General features: G+C 68.2%; 20 protein-coding genes and 3 pseudogenes. 18 read left to right on the plus strand and 5 right to left on the minus strand.

All coding sequences use genetic code 11. The annotated features are described in order from the left end of the window. Positions 1-33: 33 nt before the first annotated feature. Positions 34-1,245 carry an IS256 family transposase gene (locus OG842_RS42435; protein WP_266737529.1) on the minus strand — a complete coding sequence of 404 codons (1,212 nt, stop codon included), beginning with the start codon at positions 1,243-1,245 and terminating at the stop codon, positions 34-36. A gap of 257 nt (positions 1,246-1,502) precedes the next feature. Here OG842_RS42435 and OG842_RS42440 point away from each other — a divergent pair, with 257 nt between their 5' ends. Beyond that, on the plus strand, positions 1,503-3,014 hold the full coding sequence (locus OG842_RS42440) for a Z1 domain-containing protein (RefSeq protein WP_328512734.1): 1,512 nt from the start codon (positions 1,503-1,505) through the stop codon (positions 3,012-3,014). 374 nt (positions 3,015-3,388) lie between these two features. On the opposite strand, the gene OG842_RS42445 is transcribed toward OG842_RS42440, so the two are convergent. After that, positions 3,389-4,551, minus strand: a protein-coding gene (locus OG842_RS42445) for an IS3 family transposase (RefSeq protein ID WP_266737521.1) whose coding sequence is annotated in 2 segments (ribosomal slippage) — positions 3,389-4,264 and positions 4,267-4,551 — 1,161 coding nt in all. Because the reading frame shifts where the segments join, the coding sequence is not laid out codon by codon here. Positions 4,552-4,716: 165 nt separating this feature from the next. Here OG842_RS42445 and OG842_RS42450 point away from each other — a divergent pair. Both OG842_RS42450 and OG842_RS42455 read left to right on the plus strand, forming a co-directional pair. After that, a complete protein-coding gene (locus OG842_RS42450; RefSeq protein ID WP_266737520.1) occupies positions 4,717-5,199 on the plus strand; it encodes a DUF3995 domain-containing protein in 483 nt (160 codons plus the stop codon). 55 nt (positions 5,200-5,254) lie between these two features. Beyond that, positions 5,255-5,398 carry a hypothetical protein gene (locus OG842_RS42455; protein ID WP_266737518.1) on the plus strand — a complete coding sequence of 48 codons (144 nt, stop codon included), beginning with the start codon at positions 5,255-5,257 and terminating at the stop codon, positions 5,396-5,398. A 26-nt stretch (positions 5,399-5,424) separates the two neighbouring features. Here OG842_RS42455 and OG842_RS42460 read toward each other — a convergent pair. Then, positions 5,425-5,985 (minus strand): annotated as a pseudogene (locus OG842_RS42460) (helix-turn-helix domain-containing protein); the annotation flags it as partial. A 157-nt stretch (positions 5,986-6,142) separates the two neighbouring features. On the opposite strand from OG842_RS42460, the gene OG842_RS42465 reads away from it, so the two are divergent. From OG842_RS42465 to OG842_RS42475, 3 genes are all read left to right on the plus strand, one after another. Further along, on the plus strand, positions 6,143-7,408 hold the full coding sequence (locus tag OG842_RS42465; RefSeq protein WP_443064093.1) for an IS701 family transposase: 1,266 nt from the start codon (positions 6,143-6,145) through the stop codon (positions 7,406-7,408). Between the two features lie 243 nt (positions 7,409-7,651). Beyond that, positions 7,652-7,915 carry a hypothetical protein gene (locus OG842_RS42470; protein ID WP_266737515.1) on the plus strand — a complete coding sequence of 88 codons (264 nt, stop codon included), beginning with the start codon at positions 7,652-7,654 and terminating at the stop codon, positions 7,913-7,915. 45 nt (positions 7,916-7,960) lie between these two features. Next, on the plus strand, positions 7,961-9,193 hold the full coding sequence (locus OG842_RS42475; RefSeq protein WP_266737513.1) for an IS4 family transposase: 1,233 nt from the start codon (positions 7,961-7,963) through the stop codon (positions 9,191-9,193). A 387-nt stretch (positions 9,194-9,580) separates the two neighbouring features. On the opposite strand, the gene OG842_RS42480 is transcribed toward OG842_RS42475, so the two are convergent. Then, the gene (locus OG842_RS42480; RefSeq protein WP_266737511.1) at positions 9,581-10,771 is read right to left on the minus strand and encodes a hypothetical protein; all 1,191 of its coding nucleotides are present in this window, start codon (positions 10,769-10,771) and stop codon (positions 9,581-9,583) included. A gap of 852 nt (positions 10,772-11,623) precedes the next feature. Between OG842_RS42480 and OG842_RS42485 the strand changes: the two genes are divergently transcribed. The 12 genes and pseudogenes from OG842_RS42485 to murJ all read left to right on the plus strand — a co-directional run bounded on the left by OG842_RS42485 (position 11,624) and on the right by murJ (position 24,640). Next, positions 11,624-12,205, plus strand: a complete 582-nt coding sequence (locus OG842_RS42485; protein WP_323185914.1) for a C40 family peptidase — start codon at positions 11,624-11,626, stop codon at positions 12,203-12,205. 344 nt (positions 12,206-12,549) lie between these two features. After that, the gene (locus tag OG842_RS42490) at positions 12,550-13,062 is read left to right on the plus strand and encodes a tetratricopeptide repeat protein (protein WP_266737510.1); all 513 of its coding nucleotides are present in this window, start codon (positions 12,550-12,552) and stop codon (positions 13,060-13,062) included. A gap of 327 nt (positions 13,063-13,389) precedes the next feature. Continuing rightward, on the plus strand, positions 13,390-13,695 hold the full coding sequence (locus tag OG842_RS42495; RefSeq protein ID WP_266737509.1) for a transposase: 306 nt from the start codon (positions 13,390-13,392) through the stop codon (positions 13,693-13,695). Then, complete coding sequence (locus OG842_RS42500; protein WP_266737508.1) at positions 13,692-14,312, plus strand: IS3 family transposase; 621 nt, start codon at positions 13,692-13,694, stop codon at positions 14,310-14,312. The genes OG842_RS42495 and OG842_RS42500 overlap by 4 nt, the downstream gene beginning before the upstream one ends. A gap of 32 nt (positions 14,313-14,344) precedes the next feature. Further along, positions 14,345-15,742, plus strand: a complete 1,398-nt coding sequence (locus OG842_RS42505) for an IS30 family transposase (RefSeq protein WP_266726503.1) — start codon at positions 14,345-14,347, stop codon at positions 15,740-15,742. A 7-nt stretch (positions 15,743-15,749) separates the two neighbouring features. Beyond that, positions 15,750-16,049, plus strand: a pseudogene (locus OG842_RS42510) (integrase core domain-containing protein); the annotation flags it as partial. A gap of 31 nt (positions 16,050-16,080) precedes the next feature. Beyond that, positions 16,081-17,010 (plus strand): annotated as a pseudogene (locus tag OG842_RS42515) (tyrosine-type recombinase/integrase); the annotation flags it as partial. Then, entirely contained in the window at positions 17,007-17,342 is a 336-nt protein-coding gene (locus OG842_RS42520; protein ID WP_266737505.1) for a helix-turn-helix domain-containing protein, read from the plus strand. The pseudogene OG842_RS42515 and the gene OG842_RS42520, both read left to right, overlap by 4 nt. Further along, a complete protein-coding gene (locus OG842_RS42525; RefSeq protein WP_266737503.1) occupies positions 17,339-18,868 on the plus strand; it encodes a hypothetical protein in 1,530 nt (509 codons plus the stop codon). The genes OG842_RS42520 and OG842_RS42525 overlap by 4 nt, the downstream gene beginning before the upstream one ends. Positions 18,869-19,082: 214 nt before the next feature. Then, a complete protein-coding gene (locus tag OG842_RS42530; RefSeq protein WP_266737502.1) occupies positions 19,083-19,592 on the plus strand; it encodes a GNAT family N-acetyltransferase in 510 nt (169 codons plus the stop codon). Positions 19,593-19,806: 214 nt separating this feature from the next. Then, a complete protein-coding gene (locus OG842_RS42535) occupies positions 19,807-22,845 on the plus strand; it encodes a Tn3 family transposase (protein WP_266737501.1) in 3,039 nt (1,012 codons plus the stop codon). Positions 22,846-22,957: 112 nt separating this feature from the next. Further along, entirely contained in the window at positions 22,958-24,640 is a 1,683-nt protein-coding gene (gene murJ, locus OG842_RS42540; protein ID WP_266737499.1) for a murein biosynthesis integral membrane protein MurJ, read from the plus strand. A gap of 60 nt (positions 24,641-24,700) precedes the next feature. On the opposite strand, the gene OG842_RS42545 is transcribed toward murJ, so the two are convergent. Further along, positions 24,701-25,768 carry a tyrosine-type recombinase/integrase gene (locus OG842_RS42545; protein WP_266737498.1) on the minus strand — a complete coding sequence of 356 codons (1,068 nt, stop codon included), beginning with the start codon at positions 25,766-25,768 and terminating at the stop codon, positions 24,701-24,703. Positions 25,769-25,900: the final 132 nt, after the last annotated feature.

Genomic DNA, 25,900 nt, shown 5'->3' on the forward strand with positions numbered 1-25,900 from the left:
CTTGCCTTCCGGTCGTTCCATGAGGTGGCCGTTCTAGAAGCGGGCGCCGGCCCGGACGAGGGCGACGAGGTGGGGTGCGGTGACCGCTCGCCAGCGGGCCTGGGCGGATTCCACGAGCTTGAAGACCATCGCGAGGGCGGCGGCCGGACTGCCGGCACCGCGGGTGACCTTGGTCCGAAGCTTCACCGTGCTGAACGTCGACTCGATAGGATTTGTCGTGCGCAGGTGGACCCAATGTTCGGCGGGGAAGTCGTATAAGGCCAGCAGCTCGTCGACCTCACCGGTGATCTTCTTGGTGGCCTTGGGCCACTTCGCGCCGTACGTCTTCTCGAACGCGGTAACCGCCTTCTCCGCGTGCGCGCGGTCCTCGGCGTTGTAGATCTCCTGCAGGACCGCTCGTGCTCCGGGCTGCGCAGACTTCGGTAGCGCGTTCATGACATTCCGCGTCTTGTGAACCCAGCACCTCTGGTGCCTGGCCTGCGGAAACACCTCCGCCAGGGCCCGCCACAATCCCATCGCGCCGTCCCCGACGACGAGCATCGGATCCGTCATCCCGCGACGACGGCAGTCCCGCAGCAGGTCGGCCCAGGACTCCGTCGACTCGCGCAGGCCCTCAGCGATCGCGATCAGCTCCTTGGTCCCGTCGACGCGGACGCCCATCAGGACCAGGAGGCAGGAGCGGGTCTGCGAGAGGCGGATCTCGGGGTGGACGCCGTCGGCCCATACATAGACGTAGTCGGATTCAGCCAGGTCACGGCGCTGGAACTCCGCGTGGTCGGCGGTCCACTGCTTCGTCAGCTGGGTCACCGTGGCCGGCGACAGCCCGGCCGCCGAGCCCAAGAACTGCTCCATCGCGGGCACGAAGTCACCCGAGGAAAGGCCGTGCAGATAGAGCAGCGGCAGCACCTCGCTGACCTTCGGGGACTTCCGGCACCACGGCGCGAGGATCTTCGAGGAGAACCGCTTGCGCTCGCCGGTCTCCTCGTCGACCCGCTTGTCGTTCACGCGTGGGACAGCGACCTCGACCGGCCCGGCGGCCGTCGTCACCGTTCGCGGCCGGTGGCGGCCGTTGCGGACCACCAGTCGACGGCCGGCCTTGTCACGCTGCCCGGCGAGCTCGGCTATGTACTGATCAACCTCCGCCTCCAGGGCGGCGGCCAGCATTCGCCGGGCGCCCTCCCGGACGATCTCGTCGATCAGGGAACCGGCCTCAATGGTGCCGTCCTCGTTGACTACGCTGAGCATGGGCGTGCCCTCCCAACCGACGGTGCAACGTCGGTCTACTCGGTGACCTATCGATCACTCGGGAAGGTACGCCCTTTCACGTCCCAACCCGAGGCCGATCCACAGGTCTTGAGCATTGCTCTTCGCACCTGGTCCCGGACTTCATCTACAGCATTCCGCTACCGCCGCACCAGGCCGGACCGGAAGAGCGACTTCCTCTCGTCCGCCTGGTGACGGACGAGGAAGCCTGGCTGCCCGCAGGACACCGTTCCGGTCACGTGCCCTCTCCCGCATTGCCGGGATCCCTGTGCTCCGCGATCGACGCGTTCGTGCTGGCCTGTGCCGTGCGCAGGGCGCGCGGGCAGACTCGGGCGCACAACTCCATGCTGGTGTCGGTCAGCCGGTTCGTCACCGTGCAGGCACAGGTCCGTGACCAGGTGGCCGAGCGTGTCAGGCGCATCGCTGACGGCCTCCGAGAGCCGGGCAGTCCACACGCGAGCTCCCTGATGTCCGGCTTCGAAAGCATGTGGCGCTCAGACTTCGTCCCGACGAGCGGAGCCTCCTCGGACACGGACATATCGCAGATCTCGTGGGACGAGGTAGTCGGGCATCTGTTCGCCGCAGTCCGCAAGATCACCGTCATGTCGGTCAACGGCAGCTCCGTCAGCTTGCCCGGATGGCGCGAGTACGACCGCAACGGCCTGAGTGTCGTGGCCGTGGGCGGTACCAAGCTGGGGCCGGGAACCGTCCTCGAAGGCCTCACCATCAGCTACTGCCTCAGATCCTCATCCACCTACGACACGCTGAGCCAGTTCACCCTGTCGCTCGCACGTCGCACCGCCTACGCGGACTTGTGCCGCCTCTACGCCAGCCGCGAGGTCCTGGAGGCCCAGGAGCTTCTGACGGCGATGCTCGACGACCAGCGCCAGGAGATAGGAGGGATGGCCGAGCTCGGCATTTCTCCCCGGGACGTGGCACTGCAACTGCATCCCGCCCGCGTCTTGCGGAGTGCTTCCGCGGACGACGACCTGCCGTCGGCGGGGGCGGAGCCGCAGAACCTGTCGGGTACGTCATGGGAGACACTGCGCTTCACACTCGCGCCGGAGGCACTTGACGAAAACCTGCGGGAGCTGGAGCGCTTCGTCCAGCACATTGGGGAACCCCGTGCGGCCCAGAAAGCCCACGCCGACGGGAACCTCGTGTGGAGTGACGTGCGGCCCGAGACGGTTCTGGAACGGTTCCTCGATGTCTACCGGCCAGCCTCCCTCCGGCTGACCGAGCGCATGGACCGGCTCCGCGCCTACATCCGCCGATGTGTGGCCCGGGGCGAGCTGAGGCAGTGGACCGTCCAGTTGGTGAGCCCGTCGAGGGCAACCAGTTTGACCGAGGTGGCCAGCCATCGCATCGGACTGGTCGTCCGCAGGCCCGTCGAACCCTTCACTGGGGAATCGTTCGCGGTCCGACGACTGTCCAACCCGAGAAACGAACTTGTGGACCTCGACGAGGACCAGTACGCCGCCGCGCTCGACGCGACCCGCGCCGCCGTGATCGGCGAGGAGCCGGGAGCGGGCGCGGCCCGCGTGCCCATGTTGCCCTCCCGTCCGGCGGTGAATGCCGTACGGCGTCCCGATCAGGCTTTGCTGTCCATCTACCTGGTCCGCCATCCGTTCCAGGACCATGCGAAGGAGGCCGGCAGCCCCCTGGTAGGGATCGCCGTCGCTCTTCCGGTGTCGCCGACGTCCACCGAGCCAGGGGCCGGTGTGCGTCCCGAGAAGCCTGGCGGCAGCTGACCGGGCATACGGATGGATATGGGGCGCGGGCCGATTTTGCGCATAAATGGCGGGTTCTGTCGCAGTTTTAGGTCGACGGGGCCCACGGCTCCCCGGGCTGCATATCCGAAGGTCAGCGGTGGCAGAGGCGTTCTGCAGCGGCTCCGCCGGGCACTGCACAGGAACGCGAGGCGCTCAGGCCGCGGCTTTGCCGACGTCCTCTTCCTCCGAGGCGTCGTCCAGGTACATCCATCGGCGAACCACGGTGTAACCGGACGGGAGTTCGTTGCCCGTCAGCTCTCTGTACCTCGCCTTTGCTGCATCGCTGGACCGATGCCCAGGAAGGAGCCTCCGCAGGAAGGGGGGTCTGATGCAGGGTTGGGTGACAGGTTTGGTCACGCGGCCAGGAGGGCCGGTGTGGTCATGACGGTTTCGTATTCGACGGGGGTCAGCCGACCGAGTGAGGCTTGTCTGCGGCGTCGGTGGTAGGTCCGCTCGATCCAGGTCACGATCGCGATCCGTAGTTCCTGGCGGTTGGCCCACTTCCGTCGGTCGAGGACATTCTTCTGCAGCAGGCTGAAGAAGGACTCCATGGCCGCGTTGTCGCCTGCCGCCCCGACCCTCCCTATCGAGCCGGCGATCTGGTGCCGGCCGAGCGCTTGGACGAACTTCCGGGACCGAAACTGCGACCCGCGATCGCTGTGCAGAACACAGCCGGCGACGTTCTCACGTCGGGCAACAGCGTTGTCCAGGGCCGCGACGGCCAGACGGGACTTCATCGGCGAGTCGATGGAGTAGCCCACGATCCGCTTGCTGAAGACGTCCTTGACCGCACAGAGATACAGCTTCCCTTCTCCCGTGACGTGTTCGGTGATGTCGATGAGCCACAGCCGGTTCGGTGCGCCGGCGGTGAAGTCCCGGCGGACGAGGTCGTCGTGCACCGGCGGGCCAGCTTTCTTGATCCTGCCGCGCTTCTTGCCGAACACGCTCCACCAGCTGTTGTCCCGGCAGATCCGCCACGCGGTCCGGTCGGCCATGCCGGCTCCCACGCTGCGGGCTTCGTCGGCCAGGAAGCGGTAGCCGAACTCCGGGTCCTCGCGGTGGGCGTCGAACAACGCGTTCGCGCGAGCGGCCTGCTCGAACTCGGCATCGGTCACCGGCCGTTCGAGCCAGCGGTAGTAGGGCTGGCGGGCGAGCTTGAGGACCCGGCACGTGACCGTGACGGAGATTCCGTCCGTGGCCAGCTCTTTCACGAGCGGGTAGATCCTTTTCCCGGCAGGTTCGCCTGGGACAGGTAGGCCGCGGCCCGGCGCAGGACCTCGTTCTCCTGCTCCAGCAGCTTGATCCGTCGACGCGCTTCCCGTAGCTCCGTGCTCTCCTGACTGGTCGTTCCGGGCTTTGTGCCGTCGTCGATGTCCGCCCGGCGCATCCACTTCCACAGCGTCATCGCGTGGACTCCGAAGTCGGCGGCCACCTGCTCGATCGTCACGCCCGGGCCGCGGTTCCTCGCGACCCGTACGACATCCTCGCGGAACTCTTGGGGATAAGGCTTGGGCACAGCGACATCCTTCCCACCCGCCCCACAGGGCAAGCCAGATCAGATGTCACCCGATCGTGCGGCAGACCCGTGTTCGGTCGCACGTTGTGGCCGACTGGAAGGTGGGCGTGCTGGTTTCTCGCGACGCTGGTGGCGGCGTGCCGCAGGAGTGGCATGCTCCTCGCTATGTATGAAGCTCCGCATGACAAGACAACGCTGGGGTTGTGGGGGCGCATAGCGTGTGCCTGGGCGGTTGCTTTCGCCGTGCTCCATTTTTACTGGGCGCTGGGCGGCAGTTGGGGCCTCAGTGTCTCGGCGGGGCCCTTGGCCGAGGAACGCCCTGGGTGGTTCGTGGTGGTGGGCTTGTGGGGCGTGGGATTGCTGTGCCTTGTCGGCGGTGTGCTGGGATGGCTTCTCGCTAGGCCGCGGCCTCGTGGTCTGGCAGGACAGGTGGTCAAGGCCCTGGGATGGTGTGCCTGCGCTGTGCTGCTAATACGTGGCATCGCCGTCGAGGTGCTGCTGCTGACCGACGCTGCGGGCTCGGAAATAAACGTAAGCCCGGAACAGCGGCTGTGGACGCTGCTGCTGTGGAATCCCTGGTTTCTGGTCGGTGGTCTCGTCTTTGGTTTGGCCGCACGGAGGTCCCGGACGCACCGAGAGCCCGAGTAGCGGCGTCGCCTGACGGCGCGTTGGGAAATGCGAACAGGGTGTCCAAGATCGTGGCGTGAACGACGAACTGGACACCCTGCTGACCGCGCTGTACGTAAAGATCGACGACGAACTGGAGTACGGGGCGGGCGGCCGGGCCGACTACGCGGAGCGCCCCGGCGATCCGGACCGGTGGGACTGGCAAGGCGATGTCCCGTAGCGCGGCCTCGGCCCGTCACTTCGGGCTGGTCGGCCGGGGTTGCGCCGCTTACCCCCGGCTGCGCCATCATGCGGCCCGGCGACGCGCGCTTTCTTGGCCGCGTAGTCCGGATCACGGGAGGTCTTCCAGGTCTTCAGGCGTTGAAAGGAGACTCCCTCCTCGCGGAGCAGGATGCGCAGGCCCTCGTGGCTGATGTCGTCGACCACCCCCTCGGCGACCAGGAAGTCCGCCAGCTTGGACAGGCTCCAGGTCGAGAACGGCAGGTCGTGCTCGGTGGGCTTGGACTTCGCGATCTTCTTGATCTCACGGCGCTCCGGCAGCGTGAACGTCTTCGGCCGACCACCGGCGTACTTCGGATACAGAGAGTCGAAGCCGTCGGCGTTGAAGTTGTGGATCACGTCCCGGACCCGGTCGTCGCTGGTGAACGACACCTCGGCGATCTTCGCCACCGGCATGCCCTGCGCGGAGAGCAGCACCATCTGGGCCCGCCGCCAGGTCACCACCGACCCGGTGCCTCTGCGGATAATCCGCAGCAGCCGCCGCCCGTCATCGTCATCGATCTCTCGGACACGCACTCGTTCTGCCACCCGGACAGAATGACGCCCACGCTCCGTCCACCACAGCACCCGGACGGCGCGTCACATCACAACAGGGCAAACGTTGCCGGTCACGGCACTAGTAGTGCTTGGTCATGTGCGGTCTGCGATGGCGTGTCTTCTTGATGGGTCGTGTCGTTGACAGGACGTGCTGAGTGGGGAGTTGGCTGCGGTCCGGTGTGATCTGGAGGACTTCGCGGCGGAGATGTTCGAGCCGTTCGCGCGAGCGGATCAGCGTCGGTGGGGTGGGGTCTATCTGCGGGGCCTGCTGCTGGACGGCGGGCGCAAGTCGGTGGAACCGATGGCCGCCCGCCTGGGCGAAGACGGGAACCGGCAGGCGCTGGCCCACTTCATCACCTCCAGCCCGTGGGATGCGGCGCATGTGCGGGCCCGTCTGGCCTGGCGTATGCAGCCGGTCGTCAAGCCCACCGCGTCGATCATCGATGACACCGGGTTCCTCAAGGACGGGGATGCGTCGGCGTGTGTGACCCGGCAGTACACCGGCACTGCGGGCAAGGTCACCAACTGCCAGGCCGGGGTGTCGCTGCACCTGGCTTCCAACGGCGCCTCGGCGGCGGTGAACTGGCGTCTGTTCCTGCCCGGGAGCTGGGATCCCGCCTCGCCGAAGGCCGATCAGGCCAAAGTGGCCCGCCGTGGCAAGTGCGCCATCCCTGCCCAGGTGGGCCATGTCGAGAAGTGGCAGCTGGCCCTCGACATGATCGACGAGACGCGGTCCTGGGGCATCGAGGTGCCCCAGGTCATCGCCGACGGCGGCTATGGTGACACCGCCGCCTTCCGGCTCGGCCTGGAAGAACGCGGTCTCGATTACGTGGTGGGCATCTCGACCCCGACCACCGCACAGCCCGAGGACGCACAGCCGTCTGCCCCGGCCTGCACAGGCCGGGGCAGACGGCCGGTTCCTGCCTACCCCGAGCCGGCCCGGAGGGTGAAGAGCCTGGTCATCGCGGCCGGAAAGTCTTCCGCGCGGCCGGTGCAGTGGAGGGAGGGATCACGGCCGGGCAGTGGCCGCAGCGGGCACAAACGCATGTACTCGCGCTTCGTGGCCCTGCGGATCCGGCCCGCCGGACGCGAGATCCGCAAGGCCACGGCCGCCACCGAGCTTCCGGTCCGCTGGTTGCTGGCCGAATGGCCCGCCGACCAGGACGAGCCCGTGCAGTTCTGGCTCTCCAACCTGCCCGCAACCACCCCGTTGCCCGTCCTCGTGCGCACCGCGAAGCTCCGCTGGCGCATCGAGAACGACTACCGCGAGATGAAACAGGCCCTGGGCCTGGCCCACTTCGAAGGCCGAACCTGGCCAGGCTGGCACCACCACGTCACCCTCGTCTCGGTCGCCCACGCCTTCTGCACCCTGCAGCGACTGAGCCGATCCCCAAAAGAGACGGCGTCGGCCTGAGCCTCTACCGAGTCGTCCACGAGCTGCAGATACTCCTCGCGATCTGGACCGGCGCCTGCCCCACCTGTCACCGCAACATGCCAGACCCCGCACCAACATGACCAAGCACTACTAGGCGGCCGAGCCCGCCCCGACCACGACCACAGACCCGACCACGGGCCGACGTAGACCGACCACAGCCCCGACCACCGCAGGCCAGGGCCAACAACCCTTCTGCTGCCGCCCACCCGTACGATGACCGGCGTGACCGCCCGCCGCACCCTTGGCTCCGGCCCCCAGGCTCCCGCGCCCAGCATCCGCGCCGCCCAGGCCGACCTGCTCGACGCTCTCCCCGGAGAGTGCCTGTCCGACCTCGATGAACTGCGAGCCCGAGGCGTGCTCGGATCCAGCCCGGCTGCGCCCCCGTCCCCGCGGCGGACCCTTGGGACCGGTGGCCGAGCCGACGAGGAACTGCCGCCCGCGCCGAGCACCGTGTGCAGCTCGACGTCCTCGGCGGTGCCGGCCTAGGCCCAATACCGGTGACTTTGTTGGTGGTGGGTCGTTGGGTGTGGTGTGCCAAGGCCTGGACAGGTGAAGTCGTCGGGTGAGCGGTTGTCGGACCGGATCGCTCTGGGTGTGCTGACGCGGGTGTTTGCGCCCGAGTTGGTGGATGAGGTGGTTGTTGGGTGTGGGCGTCTGGAACAGCGGTCGCGGCTGTTGCCGGCCCGGGTGGTGGTCTATTTCGTGCTCGCGATGTGTCTGTTCTCCGGGCAGGGCTATGAGGAGGTGGCCCGACTGCTGACGCAGGGGCTGGAGCGGGTGCGGCGGTGGGAGAAACCGTGGCAGGTGCCCACGACAGCGGCGATCGGCCGGGCCCGCCGGCGATTGGGGCCGGAGCCGTTGAAGGTGCTGTTCGCGCGAGTGTGCCGGCCGGTGGCCGCCCCGGACACTGCTGGTGCCTGGTATCGGCAGTGGCGTCTGGTTGCGGTGGACGGCACGGTCTTCGATGTGCCGGACACCGGGGCGAACAGCGATTTCTTCGGCCGGCCCGGCTCGGGCCGGGGACAGCAGCGCAGTGCCTACCCGCGGGTGAGGGTCGCTGCGCTGGTGGAGTGCGGGACACACGCGGTGTTCGCCGCGGCGACCGGCCCGCTGTCGGTTCATGAACAGCAGTTGATTCCCGGCCTGCTGGGCCGGCTCGAGCCGGGAATGCTGCTGATGGCCGACCGCGGCATCACCGGCTTCGAGCTGTGGCGGGCCGCCTCGGACACGGGCGCGGACCTGTTGTGGCGCGTCCGGAAGAACATCGTGCTCCCGGTCCTCGAAGCCTTCGACGACGGCTCCTACCTGTCCGAGATCGTTGCGGCAGGCGACCGCAAGCACCGGGACCCGGTCCGGGTCCGCGTCATCGAGTACACCCTCGGCCGCGAGGACGCCGACACGGTCTACCGGCTGATCACGACCATCTGCAACCCGCAGGAGGCCCCTGCGGCCGACCTGGCGGGCCTCTACCATCAACGCTGGGAGATCGAGAACACCCTGGACGAGATCAAGACCCATCAGGGCGGACACCGCCTCGTCCTCCGCTCCCAGTACCCCGATGGCGTCGAGCAGGAAATCTACGGTTTCCTTCTTGTCCACCACGCACTCCGGGACGTCATGCACCACACCGCTCACCAGGCCGGCCTCGACCCCGACAGACTGTCCTTCACCCGCACCCTTCGCATCGCTCGCCGCCACGTCACCGACCAGGCGGCACTTTCCCCCCTCACGACTCAGTCGAGCCCTGACCCACGCCATCCGTGAGCTGCTGGAACGACTCCTGCCACCCCGCAGGCAACGCTCCAACCCCCGTGTCATCAAACGCAAGATGGCCAACTGGCACCTCAAACACACCCACCACCGCAACCCACCCCGACCACCCGCAGCAGCAATCACACTCATCCCGCCCACCAAACCCGCCAGCAGACGCCAGAAGAGCACCTAAATCACCGGTATTGGGCCTAGGCCCCCCCGGCCGGAGGCCCGAGTTGCTGCGTGCCCTGGACCGTGTCTCCCGCCTTGTCCCGCTGTAGGGCCTACTGGAATGCCCCGCCCGGACCCGCCCGCAGGGACGGGCGGGTCCGGGCTGGGGGTATTGGCCCCGGTGACTCGCCCTGTTGCAGCGGGGCGAACGCCTTGTTGTGCTGTGGGTCAGCAGGACATGGGGTTGGTGAACTGCAGGGTCTCGGGGCCCTTGCTGGTGCAGGTGGACTGCTGTCCGCTGCGGAGGTCCCCGATCTCGGTCTGGTCGCGGAAGCCTATGATCCTGGTTTCAGGTGCGCCCTGAACGAAGTGGGGGTACCGGAGGAACTCCCACGCAGGGAACTTGTCGGCGGTGAGAGACGCGGTGAAGGTGTCCTTGCCCGGCGAAAGGGTCAACCGTGCGTTGATCCGGCCGAAACCGGGCCCGACACACGTTTCGCCGACGCAGGTGCGTTCCCAGGAGTTCATGGCGGAGACGCCTATGGACAGACCCCTGGAGCTGGTGCGCGAGACGCTGATCAGATTGCGTGGATCCTTTGATGTGTCGCCCACGGAGGCGGCATCGGAGACGAACGCGAGGGGGAGGGCGTCACGGCACGGGGGAGTTTCCACGGAGCCGGCAGGGGCGGTGATGCCGACGGGGCATGATTTGTGGGCGTATGCGGCGACTTCGCCGGTGCTGGTGTTCCATGCGACGGTGATCTTCGCGGAGGCGGCCGGGTTCGCGGTCCAGCTGCGGTGGTCACCGATGGCGTCGGTGAAAAGGGTCTTGTTCCGGATGTAGGCGCGGGCCAGCACGATCCCGCGGTCCTTGCCAGGGGCGACGCGGGTGGTGGCGACCCGGTCGCCGGAGCTGGGGGCGGCGGTGAAGAACCGCTGGGCGGCCGCGGAGTGGTCGCGGTTGGGCATCGAGACCAACACCCGCTTGCCGAATGGGGGCAGAACGCCCTGCTGGCCGTCGCGCATCGCGGCGACCGCGTAGTTGACGCAGGTGGCCTTGATGTTCTGGTGGGTCCACTCGGTCGTCTTCCCGAGATGGTCTTTGACGAGCTGGGAGCTGCTGGCGCTGTTGGGCACGGTGTCGCAGGAGTAGTCGGCGTAGACGCGGTAGTCGTCGGCGCCGGCGACCTTCTTCCAGTCCAGCTTCACCGAACGGTCGCCCAGGGTGAACTTCAGCCCCTTCACGGCAGGCAGCTTGCCAGGTTCGGCCGCCGCCGCGTTGGCGATGGTGTCGGTGGCGGTGTCCGTGGATTCAGCCGTGGTGGAGACGCCGCCGGCGGCGATCCCGCCGGCCAGCAGCCCCACGGCGACGGCGGCGAGGGCCAGCGCGCGGTTCTTTCTCTTGTGTGTGCTGTGCATGCTGATGCTCCTGGGTTGAAGGAATGGATGGGAGCGGGGGATCTTCGACCGGGTTCGAGCGGCCAGGTGATCCCCCCTTTTTTGCCTGCGGCTGTCCAGCCGACGGCGGCAAGGCGAGCCCGGCATCCGCGAGACGACACACCTTCGACGGCGACGTCGCCGGGCGGTGCGGGGCGGTGGAAGAAGCGTTACGGGCCGGTGCGGGACGGGGCAACGGTTTGCGGTGGCTCGGACAGTCCGGGCTCGTCCGTGCTGGTCAAGGGGGGTGTCCGTGGATTGCGGCCGCGGGATCCGAGGGGTGTTGTCCGGAGCTCGGACGGGCTCGGACGGGCCCGGACTGTCCCGGCCGCCACACGATCTGGCGGGACACCGTTGAGCCGGAACAGCCTTCTTCCGGGCCGCTGATCCGTCGGCCCCTCGAAGGAGGTCGTGGTGGAACAGCAGACATTGCCCAGGCCCTCCCGGCACGTGCCGGAGCACTCGTCCGCAGCGCGTCACCGGAAGCCGCGGGCTGCGAGGACCGGCGGGAGCATCAGCGGGCAGTGGAGACGGACAGCGGGAGTGCTGCTCGTGCTGTTCGCGCTCTCATGGCTGGCGGGAGTACTCCTTGCCGCGCATGGTCCGGCAAGTTCCTCGTCCCCGGCCGCCCGGTCGGCGGTCACTCTGGCGCCGCAAGGTCCGACCGTGCCCGAGCCTTCCCGCGTCGAGCCGACGCAGCCCGTGCCCGAGCCTTCCCAAGTCGAGCCGACGCGGCCCGCGCCGGAGCCTGCCCACGCTGAGCCGACGCGGCCCGCGCAGAAGCCTGCCCATCCTGCCGAAGCAGCCGCTTCCGGCACGGGAGCGGCGAAGCGCGTGGAGGCCGGGAAGGTCGTCCTGCGGCCCGGTGACACGCTCTACGCGCTGGCCGGCCGGCACGACACCACCGTCAAGGCCCTGCAGCGGCTCAATGCTCTGGGCACGTCGACACTGATCTACGCAGGAGACACCTTCCGTGTCCCCGCAGGAACGGGACCCGTGGGCGAGACGAGGAAGGACCGGCCGACGGATGGGGCGCCGTCGGCATCGGCGAAGTCTCCTGCACGGTCCGCTCCGCAGCGCGTTGTCGCCTTCGCCCAGGCGCAGTTGGGCAAGCCCTACATATGGGGTGGGACCGGCCCGCGCGGTTACGACTGCTCAGGTCTGGTGACGCGGGCATGGAAGGCGGCCGGAGTGAGCCTCCCGCGCACCACGTGGGGTCTGCTCCGGGCAGGCACGGCCACGACCCGCGCCCAGCTCGTCCCCGGCGACCTGGTGATCGCGAACAGCGGCGGGCACGTCCAGCTCTACATCGGGCACGGCAAGGTCATCCACGCCCCACGCCCTGGCAGTACGGTCACCGTCGCCCCACTCGCCGCCGCATCCGATGTCGTCAGCTACCGCCACATCACACCGTGACGGGACACGGTGTCGGCGTACGGGCCAACGTGCACCGCCGCGTACGGTCGAACGTGCATAGCGTCTTGTATGGAGCAGCGACTTGTAAGCGACGTCGATGCTCCCGCGTCCTCTCGGTTGACGGACTGGCAGACACGGGAAACCGGGGCGTCGCTCGTCATAATCGGTAGCTGACAGCAGCCCACCCTTGACGAGCCAGGCATCCGCGTCTGACGAGGAACATGGCTCCATCAAGTACAGACGCCAACGCTGCCAACGCCGGGCCGGCCCACAGGCAGGCGCCTGCGGACGAGGCTGCATTATGGTGAGCCGATCTTCGGACACGTACGCATGGAGGCGCAGCAGTGACGACCGACGTGACGCCCGAACTGGCCGAGGCGATCCAGCGTGGCTACGACCAGCGCGACCGGGCGAACATGGCGCCGACGATCGCCTACTTCCAGGCACTGCTTGCCGAACACCCTGGTCACCCAGTCCTCATATACGAGGTGGGTGGCGCCTACGACACCGCGGGTCAGGAGGAGACCGCCCGCAGCTACTACGAGCGGGCGCTTGCCCTCGACCTCGACGGTGACGTCCTGCGCCGGTGCCTGTGCCAGTACGCCAGCACCCTGAGGTGGCTGGGCGAGCTGGACAAGTCGCTAGCGGTGCTCGACCGCGCCCGCAGGGAGTTCCCCGACTCGGACTCCGTACGCGTCTTCCGCGCCATGACCCTCAACGACGCCCAGCGGCCAGACGAGGCGGTGGCCGAGTTGCTCACCGTCGTCACCGGGCACGCCGAGGTCACCGACCTCGGGCGGTGGGCGGTCGGACTGCGTGGCCTCGCCCAGTGGCTCGCCGACGGCCGCCCCGAATAGGAAGTACCTACCCTGCACAAGGCCAGCGCAGGAGGGCCTTGGCCGGTGGGTGTGTCCGCGACAGGCATGAACACGGCAGTGTTCGACGGGAGATCGGCTTTCTGCTGCGATGAGCGTGGCTGTGGGTGCGGAAGCCTCTTTCTCACTCTAAGTAATGGTCGATCGGCTCGACGACTTCGCACACCCGAGGTGCCACGCCGATCGTGGAAGTGGGCCGGCCTGTGATTCCACTTGATGGGGGCAGGCTTCGAGGGGCCCTGACCCCGGTTTTTGGACACCGGAGAGACTTGGATCTTGATGGTCCAGGAGAACGGAGTCCCTGTGGGGATGAAGCACTGCCCCGCCGAGTTCAAGGCGGACGCGGTCGCGCTGTATCGGTCCCGTCCGGGAGCGACGATCAAGTCGGTCGCCACCGACCTCGGAGTGAACACCGAGACGCTGCGGAACTGGATCCGGGCCGCTGACGGACGCCGGTCCGGCGCTCACTCCACAGCTGCGGCGGCGCCGCGGCCTGATGGTGACGGGATCCAGGCGGAGCTGGCCGCCGCGAGGAAGAGGATCCGCGAGCTGGAGGAGGAGCGGGACATCCTCCGCAAGGCGGCCCGGTATTTCGCGGGAGAGACGCGCTGGTGAACCGCTGCCAGTTCGTCGAGGATCACCAGCGCCGGTTCGGCGTCACGCGGTTGTGCTCGTTGCTGGGAATCGCCCGCTCGAGCTTCTACTACTGGCGCCGCACCGCGGCTGCACGGACGGCCCGGCAGGCCGCCGAGGCCGAACTCGCGGCCCGGATACGCAAGGTTCACCAGGACTCCGACGGCACCTACGGCGCCCCGAGGATCACCGCGGAGCCCCGCGAGGACGGCGGCCTGGTGGTCAATCACAAGCGGGTCGCGAGGATCATGCGGACCGTCGGCCTGGAAGGCGTCCGTCTGCGGCGCCGGCACCGCACCACCGTCGCGGACCCGGCCGCGGCGAAGGCGCCGGACCTGGTCGGACGCGACTTCACCGCGGCCGCGGTGAACGCGAAGTACGTCGGCGACATCACATACTTGCCGGTCAGCGGCGCGAAACCGCTCTATCTCGCGACCGTGATCGACCTGTGTTCACGCCGTCTGGCCGGGTGGGCGATCGCCGATCACATGCGCACCGAGCTCGTCATCGATGCCCTCCAGGCTGCCGAACGGACCCGCGGGAGCCTTGCCGGGGCGGTGATGCACACCGATCACGGCTCGCAAGACGGATTCAACTGATCGTCGCAACACCTTGATCGGGAGGTGGAGCGATGGGCTCTGTGGAGCGGCACAAGCAGGTTCGTGCGTATCGGGGGTTGGTGCCGTCGCCGGGCAGGCCGTCGGTGGCCTGGCGTGAGGACAGGGTCAGGTTCTGGACGGTGATCGCTCGGGGTGCCAAGACCGAGGATGCGTGCAGTGCTGCCGGGGTGTCCGGGCCGGTGGGATTCCGCTGGTTCCGGCACGCTGGCGGCGTGAATCCGTGTCTTCCTGATGATGTGTCCGGGCGCTACCTGTCGTTTCCCGAGCGGGAGGACATCGCCGTCTGGCATGCCCAGGGCGCCGGCGTCCGCGAGATCGCCCGCAGGCTCGGACGGGCGCCGTCGACGGTCTCCCGTGAGCTGCGGCGCAATGCCTCTACCCGGACCTACAAGCTGGACTACCGGGCCTCGACCGCGCAGTGGCACGCTGAACGCCGGGCCCGGCGCCCGAAGACGGCCAAGCTCGTGGACAATCCGAGGCTGCGAGCCTATATCCAGGCCCGGCTGTCGAGGGACGTCACCGACGCCGGAGGCAACCGTCTGGGCCCGGAGGGCCCGGCCTGGAAGGGGCGCAACAAGCCGCACCGCGGCGACAGAGGCTGGGTGACAGCATGGAGCCCGGAGCAGATCGCGCGACGCCTGCCGGTCGAGTTCCCCGACGATGAGGACATGCGCATCAGTCACGAGGCGATCTACCAGGCGCTCTACGTCGAGGGACGTGGTGCGCTGAAACGCGAGCTGGTGGCCTGCCTGCGCACCGGACGGGCGCTGCGTGTTCCCCGGGCACGCAGCCGGCAGAAGGCGTGGGCCCACGTCACCGACAAGGTCCTCCTCGGCGAGCGTCCCGCCGAGGCCGAGGACCGCGCCGTTCCCGGGCACTGGGAGGGCGACCTCATCATCGGGCTGAAGCGCTCGGCGATCGGGACTCTCGTCGAGCGCACCACCAGGTTCACCATGCTGGTCCACCTGCCGCGCGAGGAGGGCTACGGTGTGGTCCCGCGCACGAAGAACGGACCCGCTCTGGCCGGATACGGTGCCAGCACGATGAAGAACGCCCTGGCCAGGACGATGACCACACTGCCTGAGCAACTCCGGCGGTCTCTCACCTGGGACCGCGGCAAGGAGTTGTCCGCGCACGCCGCCTTCACGGTCGAGACCGGCATCCCTGTCTACTTCGCTGACCCCCACAGCCCCTGGCAACGCGGGACCAACGAGAACACCAACGGCCTACTGCGTCAGTACTTCCCCAAGGGCACCGACTTGTCCCGCTGGAACAGCGAAGAGCTCCAGGCCGTCGCGGCGGTCTTCAACAACCGGCCCCGGAAAACACTCGGGTGGCGAACCCCGGCTGAAGTATTCACCAAGCAGCTACGATCGCTCCCACCAGCCAGCGTTGCGACGACCGATTGAATCCGTCCAATATACGAGTCGAATCTTCGCTGAAGTCTGCAGGTCGGCTGGGGTGCGGCAGAGTATGGGCGCGGTCGGGTCCAGCGCGGACAACGCCGCCGCCGAATCGTTCAACGCCAGCTTCAAAAGGGAGACGGTGAAAGGCCGAAAGGGCTGGTCGAGCGAGCGTGAGGCCCGACTCGACGCCTTCCGCTGGCTGACCCGATACAACACCCGACGCCGGCACTCCCGCCTCGGACAACGCTCCCCGATCGCTTACGAGAACACCTTCCAAACAACATCAACTACCTTGACCCGAGCCGCATAGACGTGTTCAAGATCCGGGGTCAAGGCCCAACACCTACCCCTGGCTCCGGACTCCGGCGATGGTCGACGAGTGGCTCGGTGACCTGCGTTCGCTACGGGATCTGAAGCGCTCCACGATCCGCTCGTACTCCGAAGCTGTGCGGGCTTTCTGCCACTTCATCACTGATCCGCTCTACGAGTGGACGGTCACCTGCGAAGAACGGTTCGGCACCCACCCGGTACAGGTCGTGCACGAGTGGAACACCGCGGTGCACGTCCAGGACAACGAGGCGGACGCCAAGAAACGCGCCTTCGCCAAGACCGAGTTGCATGCCTTCTTCGCACACTGCGACGACGAGGTCGCCCGCATCCGGGCCTTCGGCCGCAAGGGCTGGCTGCCCGCCTTCCGCGACGCAACCTTGTTCAAGACCGCCTACGCCTACGGGCTGCGGCGCAACGAGACGCGGATGCTGGACGCTGCCGACTTCGGCCGCAACCCGCACGGCGGCGAGTTCGGCGAGTACGGCCGGTGTCAGGTACGGTTCGGCAAGGCCAAGAAGGGCTCGCCGCCCAAGCGCCGCGGGGTGCTGACCGTGTTCGACTGGACCCCGGACGTCCTGGACGAGTGGTTCACCGAGGTCCGCCCGCTGTTCGGCACTGACAACAACCCGGCGGCCTGGCCCTCCGAACGGGGCCTGCGGATCGGCTGCCAGCGGCTCAACTCCCGCTTTATCGCCTACCGCAAGGCCCTTGGCCTCGATGATGGACTGGACTTCCACTCCTTGCGCAGGTCCTACGTCACCCACCTGATCGAGGACGGCTGGGACCCGCGCTTCGTTCAAGAGCAGGTCGGTCACGAACACGCCAGCACCACCTCCCTCTACACCTGCGTGTCCTCGGACTTCCGCACCCGCACCCTGCGGCGGCATCTGGACGACACCGTCGCCGCGGCCCTTGAGACCCAGACCGGGAGGCAAGCATGAAACGCAAGGTCGGATACACCTGGCGGCTGCGCGAGGTCATGGCCCAGCAGCAGATCTTCACGGCCACCGAACTGGTGCCGCTGCTGCGCGAGCGGGGCATCGATCTGTCCGCCTCCCAGGTCCACCGCTTGGTCTCCGGCACCTCGGAACGTCTGTCGTTGCAGGTCATGGCCGCGCTCTGCGACATCTTGTCCTGCACCCCGGCCGACCTGGTGGCCACCACCGCCGAGAACGCCGGCGTCCGCAAGACCGCCACCGGCGACCTGCCCGCCCCGCCCGCGGACGTCGCGAAACTCCGCCCTCGAGCCGCCCGCATCCTGCCCGACTCATGACCCGCACCTACGCCACCGGCGAACAGTACGAACGCTGGTACATGGCCGAGTGCGGCCGCCGCAGGCACAAGGCCGGCACCTGGCCGGATGGATACGTCTGCCGAACCTGCTCGGACCGCGCCGTCCGCACACGGGGCACCTGTCCGGGATGCGGCCAGGACCGTGCCCTCCCCGGACTCCGCCCCGGTGACGGGGCCGCGGTCTGCACCACCTGCGCCGGCTTCTCCCAGACCTTCGACTGCTCGCGGTGCGGATTCGAGGGCAAGCTCCTGGGCGGACGGCTGTGTGAACGCTGCACCCTCACCGACCGCCTCACCGAGTTCTTGGACGACGGCACTGGCCGCATCCGTCCCGCGCTGGTCCCGCTGTTCGACCTGCTGGTGGCGATGGACAAGCCCAGGAGCGGGCTGGCCTGGCTGGAGATGCGCCGCGGCCAGCCGGGAAACGCCTCACAGTTGCTGCGGCGGCTCGGCCTCGGCGAGATCCCGCTGACCCACGACGCGTTCCACGAGCTCCAGCCCTGGCGGGCCGCCGCTCATCTGGAAGAACTCCTGATGACGTGCGGAGTCCTGCCCGCGGTCGACAAGTATCTCTGTTCCTTCCAGCGCTGGCTTCCCGGGCATCTGGCCGACATCGCCGATCCCGAGCACGTCAAGACGATCAGGCTTTTCGCGACCTGGCGCGTCCTTCCTCGGCTGCGGGCCCGCGCCGAGCGGAGCCACATCACACCGAGCGTCCGGCGGTTCGCCGCCGAGCAGATCAAGTACGCGACCGTCTTCCTGCAATGGCTCGGTGAGCGCAACAGCACCCTCGTGTCCTGCGGCCAGATCGACATCGACGCCTGGTACGCCGAGAACACCGAACACGGCCGCACCTGCCTGCGAGCCTTCCTCAACTGGGCCGTGCAGGGCCGCCACTGCCGACGCTCTCTTTCCATCCCTGCTATGAAGGTCTCCCGGCGGGCCGCACTGAGCGAGGATGAGCGCCTCGATGCCCTCGGCCGACTGCTGACCGACGCGGAGATTCCGATGCGTCTGCGTGTCGCAGGAGTCATCGTGCTCCTCTACGCACAGCCCGTGAGCCGCATCGTCCGACTCAGCGTCGATGACGTGATCCGCGTCGGCGAGACCGTGCTGCCGAGGCTCGGGGATCCAGCCTCGCCCGTTCCCGCACCGGTCGCTGACCTGCTGCTGGAGCACATCGCGAACCGCGACAACATGAACACCGTCACCAACCCGGCGTCCCCCTGGCTCTTCCCAGGCCGCCGAGCCGGCCAGCCGTCCCGCCCGGATCATCTGTCCGCGCTCCTGAACGAGGTCGGGGTCCCGGCCGCCGCTGCCCGCGGCGCCGCCATCCGCCAGCAGCTCCTCGAACTGCCCGCCCCTGTCGTCGCGGACGCCCTCGGCTACCACGACAAAACCACCAGCCGCCTGATCAGAGAGGCCGGCGGGACATGGAGCCGATACGCCGCCGGCGATCACACGGACGACCATGCACACGCCCAGACCCGTGCCCGCGGAACGTGAAGGCAGGCTGGTGCACTCACCTGCTAAGATCTCCGTCAGTAGTGAGCCTTCCTGGCCCGGATACAACATCCACCCAGGGAGGCTTTTTTCATGCCCTGGCGCCGCTTGTCCGGGGACCAGCGCTCATCAAACAGGCGTCAGCCCCAAGCCTCGGTATCACCCGATCCGGGCATGCGGGGCGCGCGCCGGTTGGCCACCTCTGCAAAGGAGTCACGTGCCAGACGTATCCATTCGCCTCGCAGGCATCGCCGACCGCCCCGTAGTGGAGCGGCTATGGCTGATGTTCCGCCATGACATGTCGGAGTTCGACAGTCTGCTGCCCAACACTGACGGAACCTTCCGCAGCGACCGGCTCCACATGGCCTTCTCTGAGCCCGACTGGGCGCCATACCTCCTCACAAGTGGTGACAGCCCCGCTGGGTTCGCGTTCGTCCGCAGTCTGACCGCCCCGACACGGGTGCTGAACAGCTTTTTCGTGGTGCGCGGTGCACGGCGGACAAGGACCGGGCTGCACGCTGTTCAGGAGATCGCGGCCAGACACCCAGGCTCGTGGGAAGTCGCGTTTCAGGATGCCAACATCGCCGCGGTGCACTTCTGGCGTCGCGTCGCCACGGAGATCGCCGACGACGCATGGACAGAGGAACGCAGACCGATACCAGGTCGGCCCGACCTGCCTCCTGACGTCTGGATCTCGTTCAACACCCCTGCGGAGACACACGACTGAGTATCAAAGCGGGGGTGCCGCCGAGCACACTCGGCGGCACCGCCCACGCTGGCTGGGCAAGGCAATGGGGTCACCGAGCTGCTTTGGCCCTGTTCTCGTATAGCTACGGCCAACGGACATGTAGCGCTGTGTGACTGCTGTGGTCGTCGTTTCCCTTTGCCGGGCGTCTCGTTGAGCTGAACGAGTGATCTCGGGCGGGGCGGAGGAGTACGGGGTGCGGCAGGACTGGGAGCCGGAGGACCTGATCGAGGTCTGGACGCTGCTGGAAGACGACATGAAGCGGGTGCGGAACAAGTCGGGGGCGACTCGGCTCGGGTTCGCACTGTTGCTGAAGTTCTTCGAGGTGGAGGCCCGGTTCCCAGAGTCGGTCAAGGAGGTGCCTGCCGCCGCGGTGGAGTACGTGGCCCAGCAGGTCAAGGTGCCTGCGGAGGCATGGGCGGACTACGACTGGCAGAGCAAGGCGATCCAGCGGCACCGGGGCGAGATCCGAGCGGTGTACGGGTTCCGGGCGAACACCGAGGAGGACCAGGACCGGCTGGCCGCGTGGCTGGCCACTGAGCTGTGCCCGGTGGAGCTGTCGCGGGACCGGCTCGCGGCTGCCGTCGTGGCCCGGTGCCGCAACGACCACATCGAGCCGCCGGCACCCGGGCAGGTGCGGCGGCTGGTCGGCAAGGCGGTCAAGGACTTCGAGAAGCGGTTCTGCCTCAGCACGCTGGACCGGCTCAACCACACGACTCGATCGCGGCTGGAAGATCTGATCGCGGGCGACGACACCGAGCACGGCACGGACGGCGACAACGCCGTGGCCGGGGGCGGGCGATCGCACTTCACCGAGCTGAAGACGGACCCTGGCGCCCCGGGCCTGGAGAGCCTGCTTGCGGAGGTCAACAAGCTGGAGCGGGTGCGGCGGCTGGAGCTGCCCGCGGACCTGTTCGCGGACGTGTCGGAGAAGCTGGTGGACGCCTGGCGGGCCCGGGCATCGAAGGAGTACCCGGCAAACCTGGAGCGGATGAAACCGCCTCGGCGGCTGACCCTGCTGGCCACGCTGTGCCACGTCCGGCAGACGGAGATCACCGACTCGCTGGTGGACCTGTTCATCCAGCTCGTGCTGAAGATCAACACACGCGCGGAGCGGAAGGTCGAGAAGGAACTGGGGGCGGAGCTGAAGAAGGTCCGCGGCAAGGAGGCGATGCTGCTGCGGGGCGCGGAGGCGGCGCTGTCGGAGCCGTCCGGCACGGTGCGGCGGGTGATCTTCCCGGTGGTCGGCGGGGAGAAGACACTCAAGGCGCTGGCGGCGGAGGCCGCGGCGAACGAGGCCCGCTACAAGGCCCAGGTCCGCACGGTGCTGCGGTCGTCGTACTCGGCGCACTGGCGGCGGATGCTGTCGCCGCTGCTGCGGGCGCTAGAGCTGAAGTGCAACAACACCGCCTACCGACCGGTGATGGACGCGATCGACCTGCTGGTGCGGTACCTGGAGCAGCCGCTGAAGGAGGGCGCCTTCTTCGACCCGGCCGAGGCGGTTCCGCTGGACGGGGTGGTTCCCGAGCAGTGGCGGGCGGCGGTCGTCGACGATAAGGGCCGCGTCGAGCGCATTCCGTACGAGCTGTGCGTGCTCGTCAGCTTGCGGGACGCGATGCGGCGGCGGGAGATCTGGGTCGTGGGCGCCAACCGGTGGCGCAATCCGGAGGACGATCTGCCCGCCGACTTCGAGAACAACCGGGACGTCCACTACGCCGCTCTGGGCCAGCCGCAGGACGCCGGCGAGTTCATCACCGCCCTCCAGAGCAAGCTGCGGGCGTCGCTGGACTGCTTCGAGCAGGCTCTGGCCGAGGGCGCAACGGGCGGGGTCGCGGTCGTCAAGAAGCACGGCGAGCCGTGGATCAGGGTCTCCCCGCGCGGCAAGCAGGGCGAGCCTGAGTCGCTGGTGGCAATCAAGGCGGAGATCGAACGGCGCTGGGGCACCATTGACCTGCTGGACATCCTGAAGTACGCCGAGTTCGACACGGACTTCATCGCCGAGTTCACCTCGGTCGCCACCCGCGAGAACCTGTCCAAGGACGTGTTGCGGCGCCGGCTGCTGCTGGTGCTGTTCGGGCTCGGCACGAACATGGGGATCAAGCGGGTCGCGGTGACCGGCAAGCACGGCGAGTCGGAGGCGACGCTGCGCCGGGTGCGGCACCTGTTCGTCAACCGCGCCAACATGCGCGCGGCTTTGCGGAAGCTGGTCAACGCCACCTTCGCCGCCCGCGACGAGATGTGGTGGGGCACAGGCACCGCGTGCGCCTCCGACAGCCGCAAGTTCGGCGCCTGGTCCTCGAACCTGATGACCGAGTGGCACCAACGCTACCGGGGCCCTGGCGTGATGATCTACTGGCACGTCGAGCGGAAGTCGGTGTGCATCTACTCCCAGCTCAAGTCCTGCTCGGCCTCCGAGGTCGCCTCGATGATCGAGGGCGTGCTGCGGCACTGCACCGACATGGAAGTGGACCGGCAGTACACCGACACCCACGGTGCGTCCATCGTCGGCTTCGCCTTCGCGCACATGCTCGACTTCAAGCTGATGCCGCGACTGAAGAACATCGGCTCCGCCAGGCTGTACCGGCCGGCCGCCGGGGAGGACGACAACTGGCCGAACCTCGCCCCGGTGCTCTCCACCAAGACGATCAACTGGGACCTGATCCGCCAGCAGTACGACCAGATCGTGAAGTACACCACCGCTCTGCGGCTGGGCACCGCCGAGGCCGAGCAAGTCCTGCGCCGCTTCACCCGCGGCGGCCCCAAGCACCCCACCTACCAGGCGATCGAGGAACTCGGGCGGGCGGTACGTACGGCGTTCGTGTGCGACTACCTCGCCGACGTCGAGCTGCGGCAGGAGATCCACGAGGGCTTGCAGGTCGTGGAGAACTGGAACAGCGCGAACAAGGACCTCTTCTACGGCAAGGACGGCGACCTGGCAGGTGCGGACAAGGAGTCCCAGGAGGTGTCCATGCTCGCCCTTCACCTGCTCCAGTCCGCTCTCGTGCACGTCAACACGCTGCTGATGCAGCAGGTCCTTGCCGACCCGAAGTGGGCCGACATGCTCACCGACGCCGACCGGCGGGCCCTGTCCCCGCTGTTCTGGACGCACGTGAACCCCTACGGCAGGTTCGAGCTGGACATGAACAGCCGCCTGGAGCTGGACCTGGCCACCACGGCCAAGGCGGTTCCCGGCCCGCGCCGCCCCGAGAGTGAGAGCGCGACGGCCCCCGCGTGAGCGGGCCGGGCTGGTGTGCCGCTCCAGGAAGCGGACGGACGAGTGCCGGGACCGCGCGAGCAGTGAAGTGCGCGAATTAGGGGCGTGGGATCTTGGGGCATAGGTTGACGCCATGGTGGAGGGGGCGAACTCCGCGGCGCAGACCATGCCGCAGGAGCAGCAGACAAGGGGGCGGCATGCCGCCCGGCGGAAGAAGGACAAGGGCGGGCTGGCTCGTTCGTCGTTGTTGATGGCTGTTGGCACGGTGGTGTCGCGGGCGACGGGGCTGATCCGTCAGGTGCTGCAGGCCGCGGCTCTGGGAACGGGCCTGCTGGCCAGTACGTACAACACGGCGAACACCGTGCCGACGAGCCTGTACACGCTGCTGATCGGCGGCGCGCTCAATGCCGTGCTGGTACCGCAGCTGGTGCGGGCCCGGACCACGGACCCCGACGGCGGGCGGGCCTACGAGCAGCGGCTGGTCACGCTCGTGGTGTGCGTGTTGGGCGTAGGGACGGCGCTGGCGGTATGGGCAGCGCCGCAGATCGTGAGCCTGTACATGCGGGACACCCCGGACAGTCACGAGGCGTTCGAGCTGACGGTGACGTTCGCGCGGTTCCTACTGCCGCAGATCTTCTTCTATGGCCTGTTCAGCATCTACGGGCAGGTGCTGAACGCGCGTGAGAAGTTCGGCGCGATGATGTGGACCCCGGTGCTGAACAACGTCGTACTGGTCGGCATGTTCGCCGCCTATCTGGGGCTGATGACGGTGCCCGACCGGGTGGAGGACATCACCGCCGCCCAGGTGCAGTTGCTGGGGATCGGGACGACGGCAGGAATCGCTCTGCAGGCCGTGGCCCTGATTCCGTTCGCGCGGGCAGCCGGCTTCCGGTTCCGGCCGCGGTTCGACTGGCGGGGCACCGGTCTGGGCAAGAGCGTGCACGCAGCGAAGTGGACGCTGCTGTTCGTCCTGGCCAACCAGGTCTCCCTGACGGTGGTCACGAACTACGCCAACGCCGCCGACCAAGAGCTGCCGCAGGCCGGCGCAGGCTACTCCGCCTACACCTACGCACAGACCATCTGGATGCTGCCGCAATCGATCGTGACCGTGTCCCTGGTGACGGCGCTACTGCCGCGCATGAGCCGGGCCGTCGCCGAGGGGCGCATTCCGGACCTGCGCGCGGACCTGTCCCGGGCGCTGCGGATCAGCGGCGTGGTCATTGTGCCCGCCGCCTTCCTCTTCCTCGCCCTGGGGCCCCAGATCTCTTCGCTGCTGTTCGCCCACGGAGCAGCCGACGCTGCTTCAGCCCGGCCACTGGGCCACATGCTGCAGGCGTTCGGGCTTGGGCTCATCCCGTTCTCCGCTCAGTACCTGCTGCTGCGAGGCTTCTACGCCTTCGAGGACACCCGCACCCCGTTCTTCATGGCGTCCTGGATCGCAGGCGTGAACATCGCCCTGGCCACGGCCTGCCATCTGCTGCTGCCCGCCCGCTGGTCGGTGGTCGGCATGGCCGGGGCCTACACCCTCTCCTACGTGGCCGGTCTCGCACTCACCGCCTACCTGCTGCGCAAGAAGATGGGGAGCCGGATCGACGACGGAGGTCTGCGCCGCACCTACGTGAAGCTGCTGTGCGCCGCGTGCCCGGCTGCTGGGCTGGGCTGGGCAGCAGCGCGTGCGTGTGCTGGCCTGGGAGACGGAACGTGGCCCACTGCTGCCGCATTGGGTGCCGGGGCGCTCGCGACAGCCCTGGCCTACCTCCTTCTTGCCCGGTTGCTGAAAGTCAACGAGCTCCGTCGCCTGCCCGGGATGCGTTGAGTCCAGGCGAACGATGGAAGGGGCGGGTAAGAACGCCGCCACCGGCCGCCAACATGGGTGTCACATCCGGCGACGTGCGGCGGGGTCGCGCTCGGCGACGTGTCGGGCGACCGCGTCGACGCCGGGGCGGGCGTATCGCTCCAGGGAGCGTACGGAGGCGTGGCGGGAGCGGGCCAGCAACATCGGGGTGGACGTACCGTCCTCGGCGTCGTGTGTGAGGGCACTGTGGCGGAGCCGGTGGAGCGGCCAGCCGTCCAGGTCCTCGATGTCGTCGGGTGAGGCCAGCGGATTGGCCAGCAGCCGGGTGTTCTCCTCGAAGATCTCCTCGGCCCGGCGGTAGGAGAGCCGAGCCCGGCCGGTCTCCGGGCACACGTCGAGCGTCGGTGTCCCGGCCGGGGCCTTGCGGTCGGTGAGGAACAGCGGGCCGCGGGTGCGGCGGGCGATGAGGCGAGGCAGAAGCTGTGCGGTGCCGGACTGCCAGTGGATCCACTCGGTTGCCCCGCCCTTGGCGGTGATCTTCCCGCGTTTGTCCTGCGGGTAGAGGTTTTCCACGTTCAGGCACAGCACCTCGTCGGCCCGGGCTGCCGATTCGTAGAGCATCTTCCAGAACGTCTTCTCCCGCAGGGCGACGTCCAGGCGCCGCAGGGCGGTGATCTGGTTCTTAGCCAGTGCCTTGGTGCGGTCCGGCGGGGCCGGCCGCCGCTCGATCCCGATCGTCGGGTCACTGATGATCCAGCCCTGGCGCTGCCACCAGCCGATCGCCTTGCGCACGATGGACAGTTCCCGGTTCACGGTGTCGGCGTCCATCTCGTCCGCCCGAGCCGCCGCCAGCTCGGCCAGCACCTCGGGCAGTGCGCAATCGTCGATCGCGGTAACGGGGAAGGTTGGCGGCTTCGCGCCTCGGCGGGCGGGTCCGGTCGGCGCGGGTTCGCCGGCGAGCATCCACCCCCACGTCGTCAGTGAGATCCGGTAGATCCGCGCGGAAGACTTCGCGATGCCCACGCCGGTGAGGTAGCGCTCGACCGCCGCGGTGTACGACGCGGGCGGGGCGGACAGCGGCACGACCCGGGCGCGCGGCAACCGAACCGCGCTCCCGCTCCCGAGTTCGGTCACCGGTTCGATCGCCACGCCCGCCCTACCCTTCCGGCACTGCCGCAGTAAATGCGTACACCTCGCCTGTGGCAGCCGGAGAGCCCGTCGCAGGTCACGATGATCACGGTAGAGGGCCTGCCGCAGTAAATCCGGTATTTACTGCGGCAC

It is taken from the genome of Streptomyces sp. NBC_00376 (assembly GCF_036077095.1).
GTDB lineage: Bacteria > Actinomycetota > Actinomycetes > Streptomycetales > Streptomycetaceae > Streptomyces.

Bases quoted from the DNA above. Each gene is read 5' to 3' on its own strand.
- OG842_RS42435 (WP_266737529.1), bottom strand. From the start codon at position 1,245: ATGCTCAGCGTAGTCAACGAGGACGGCACCATTGAGGCCGGTTCCCTG.
- OG842_RS42450 (WP_266737520.1), top strand. From the start codon at position 4,717: ATGTATGAAGCTCCGCATGACAAGACAACGCTGGGGTTGTGGGGGCGC.
- OG842_RS42480 (WP_266737511.1), bottom strand. From the start codon at position 10,771: ATGCACAGCACACACAAGAGAAAGAACCGCGCGCTGGCCCTCGCCGCC.
- OG842_RS42495 (WP_266737509.1), top strand. From the start codon at position 13,390: ATGAAGCACTGCCCCGCCGAGTTCAAGGCGGACGCGGTCGCGCTGTAT.
- OG842_RS42505 (WP_266726503.1), top strand. From the start codon at position 14,345: ATGGGCTCTGTGGAGCGGCACAAGCAGGTTCGTGCGTATCGGGGGTTG.
- OG842_RS42520 (WP_266737505.1), top strand. From the start codon at position 17,007: ATGAAACGCAAGGTCGGATACACCTGGCGGCTGCGCGAGGTCATGGCC.
- OG842_RS42525 (WP_266737503.1), top strand. From the start codon at position 17,339: ATGACCCGCACCTACGCCACCGGCGAACAGTACGAACGCTGGTACATG.
- murJ (WP_266737499.1), top strand. From the start codon at position 22,958: ATGGTGGAGGGGGCGAACTCCGCGGCGCAGACCATGCCGCAGGAGCAG.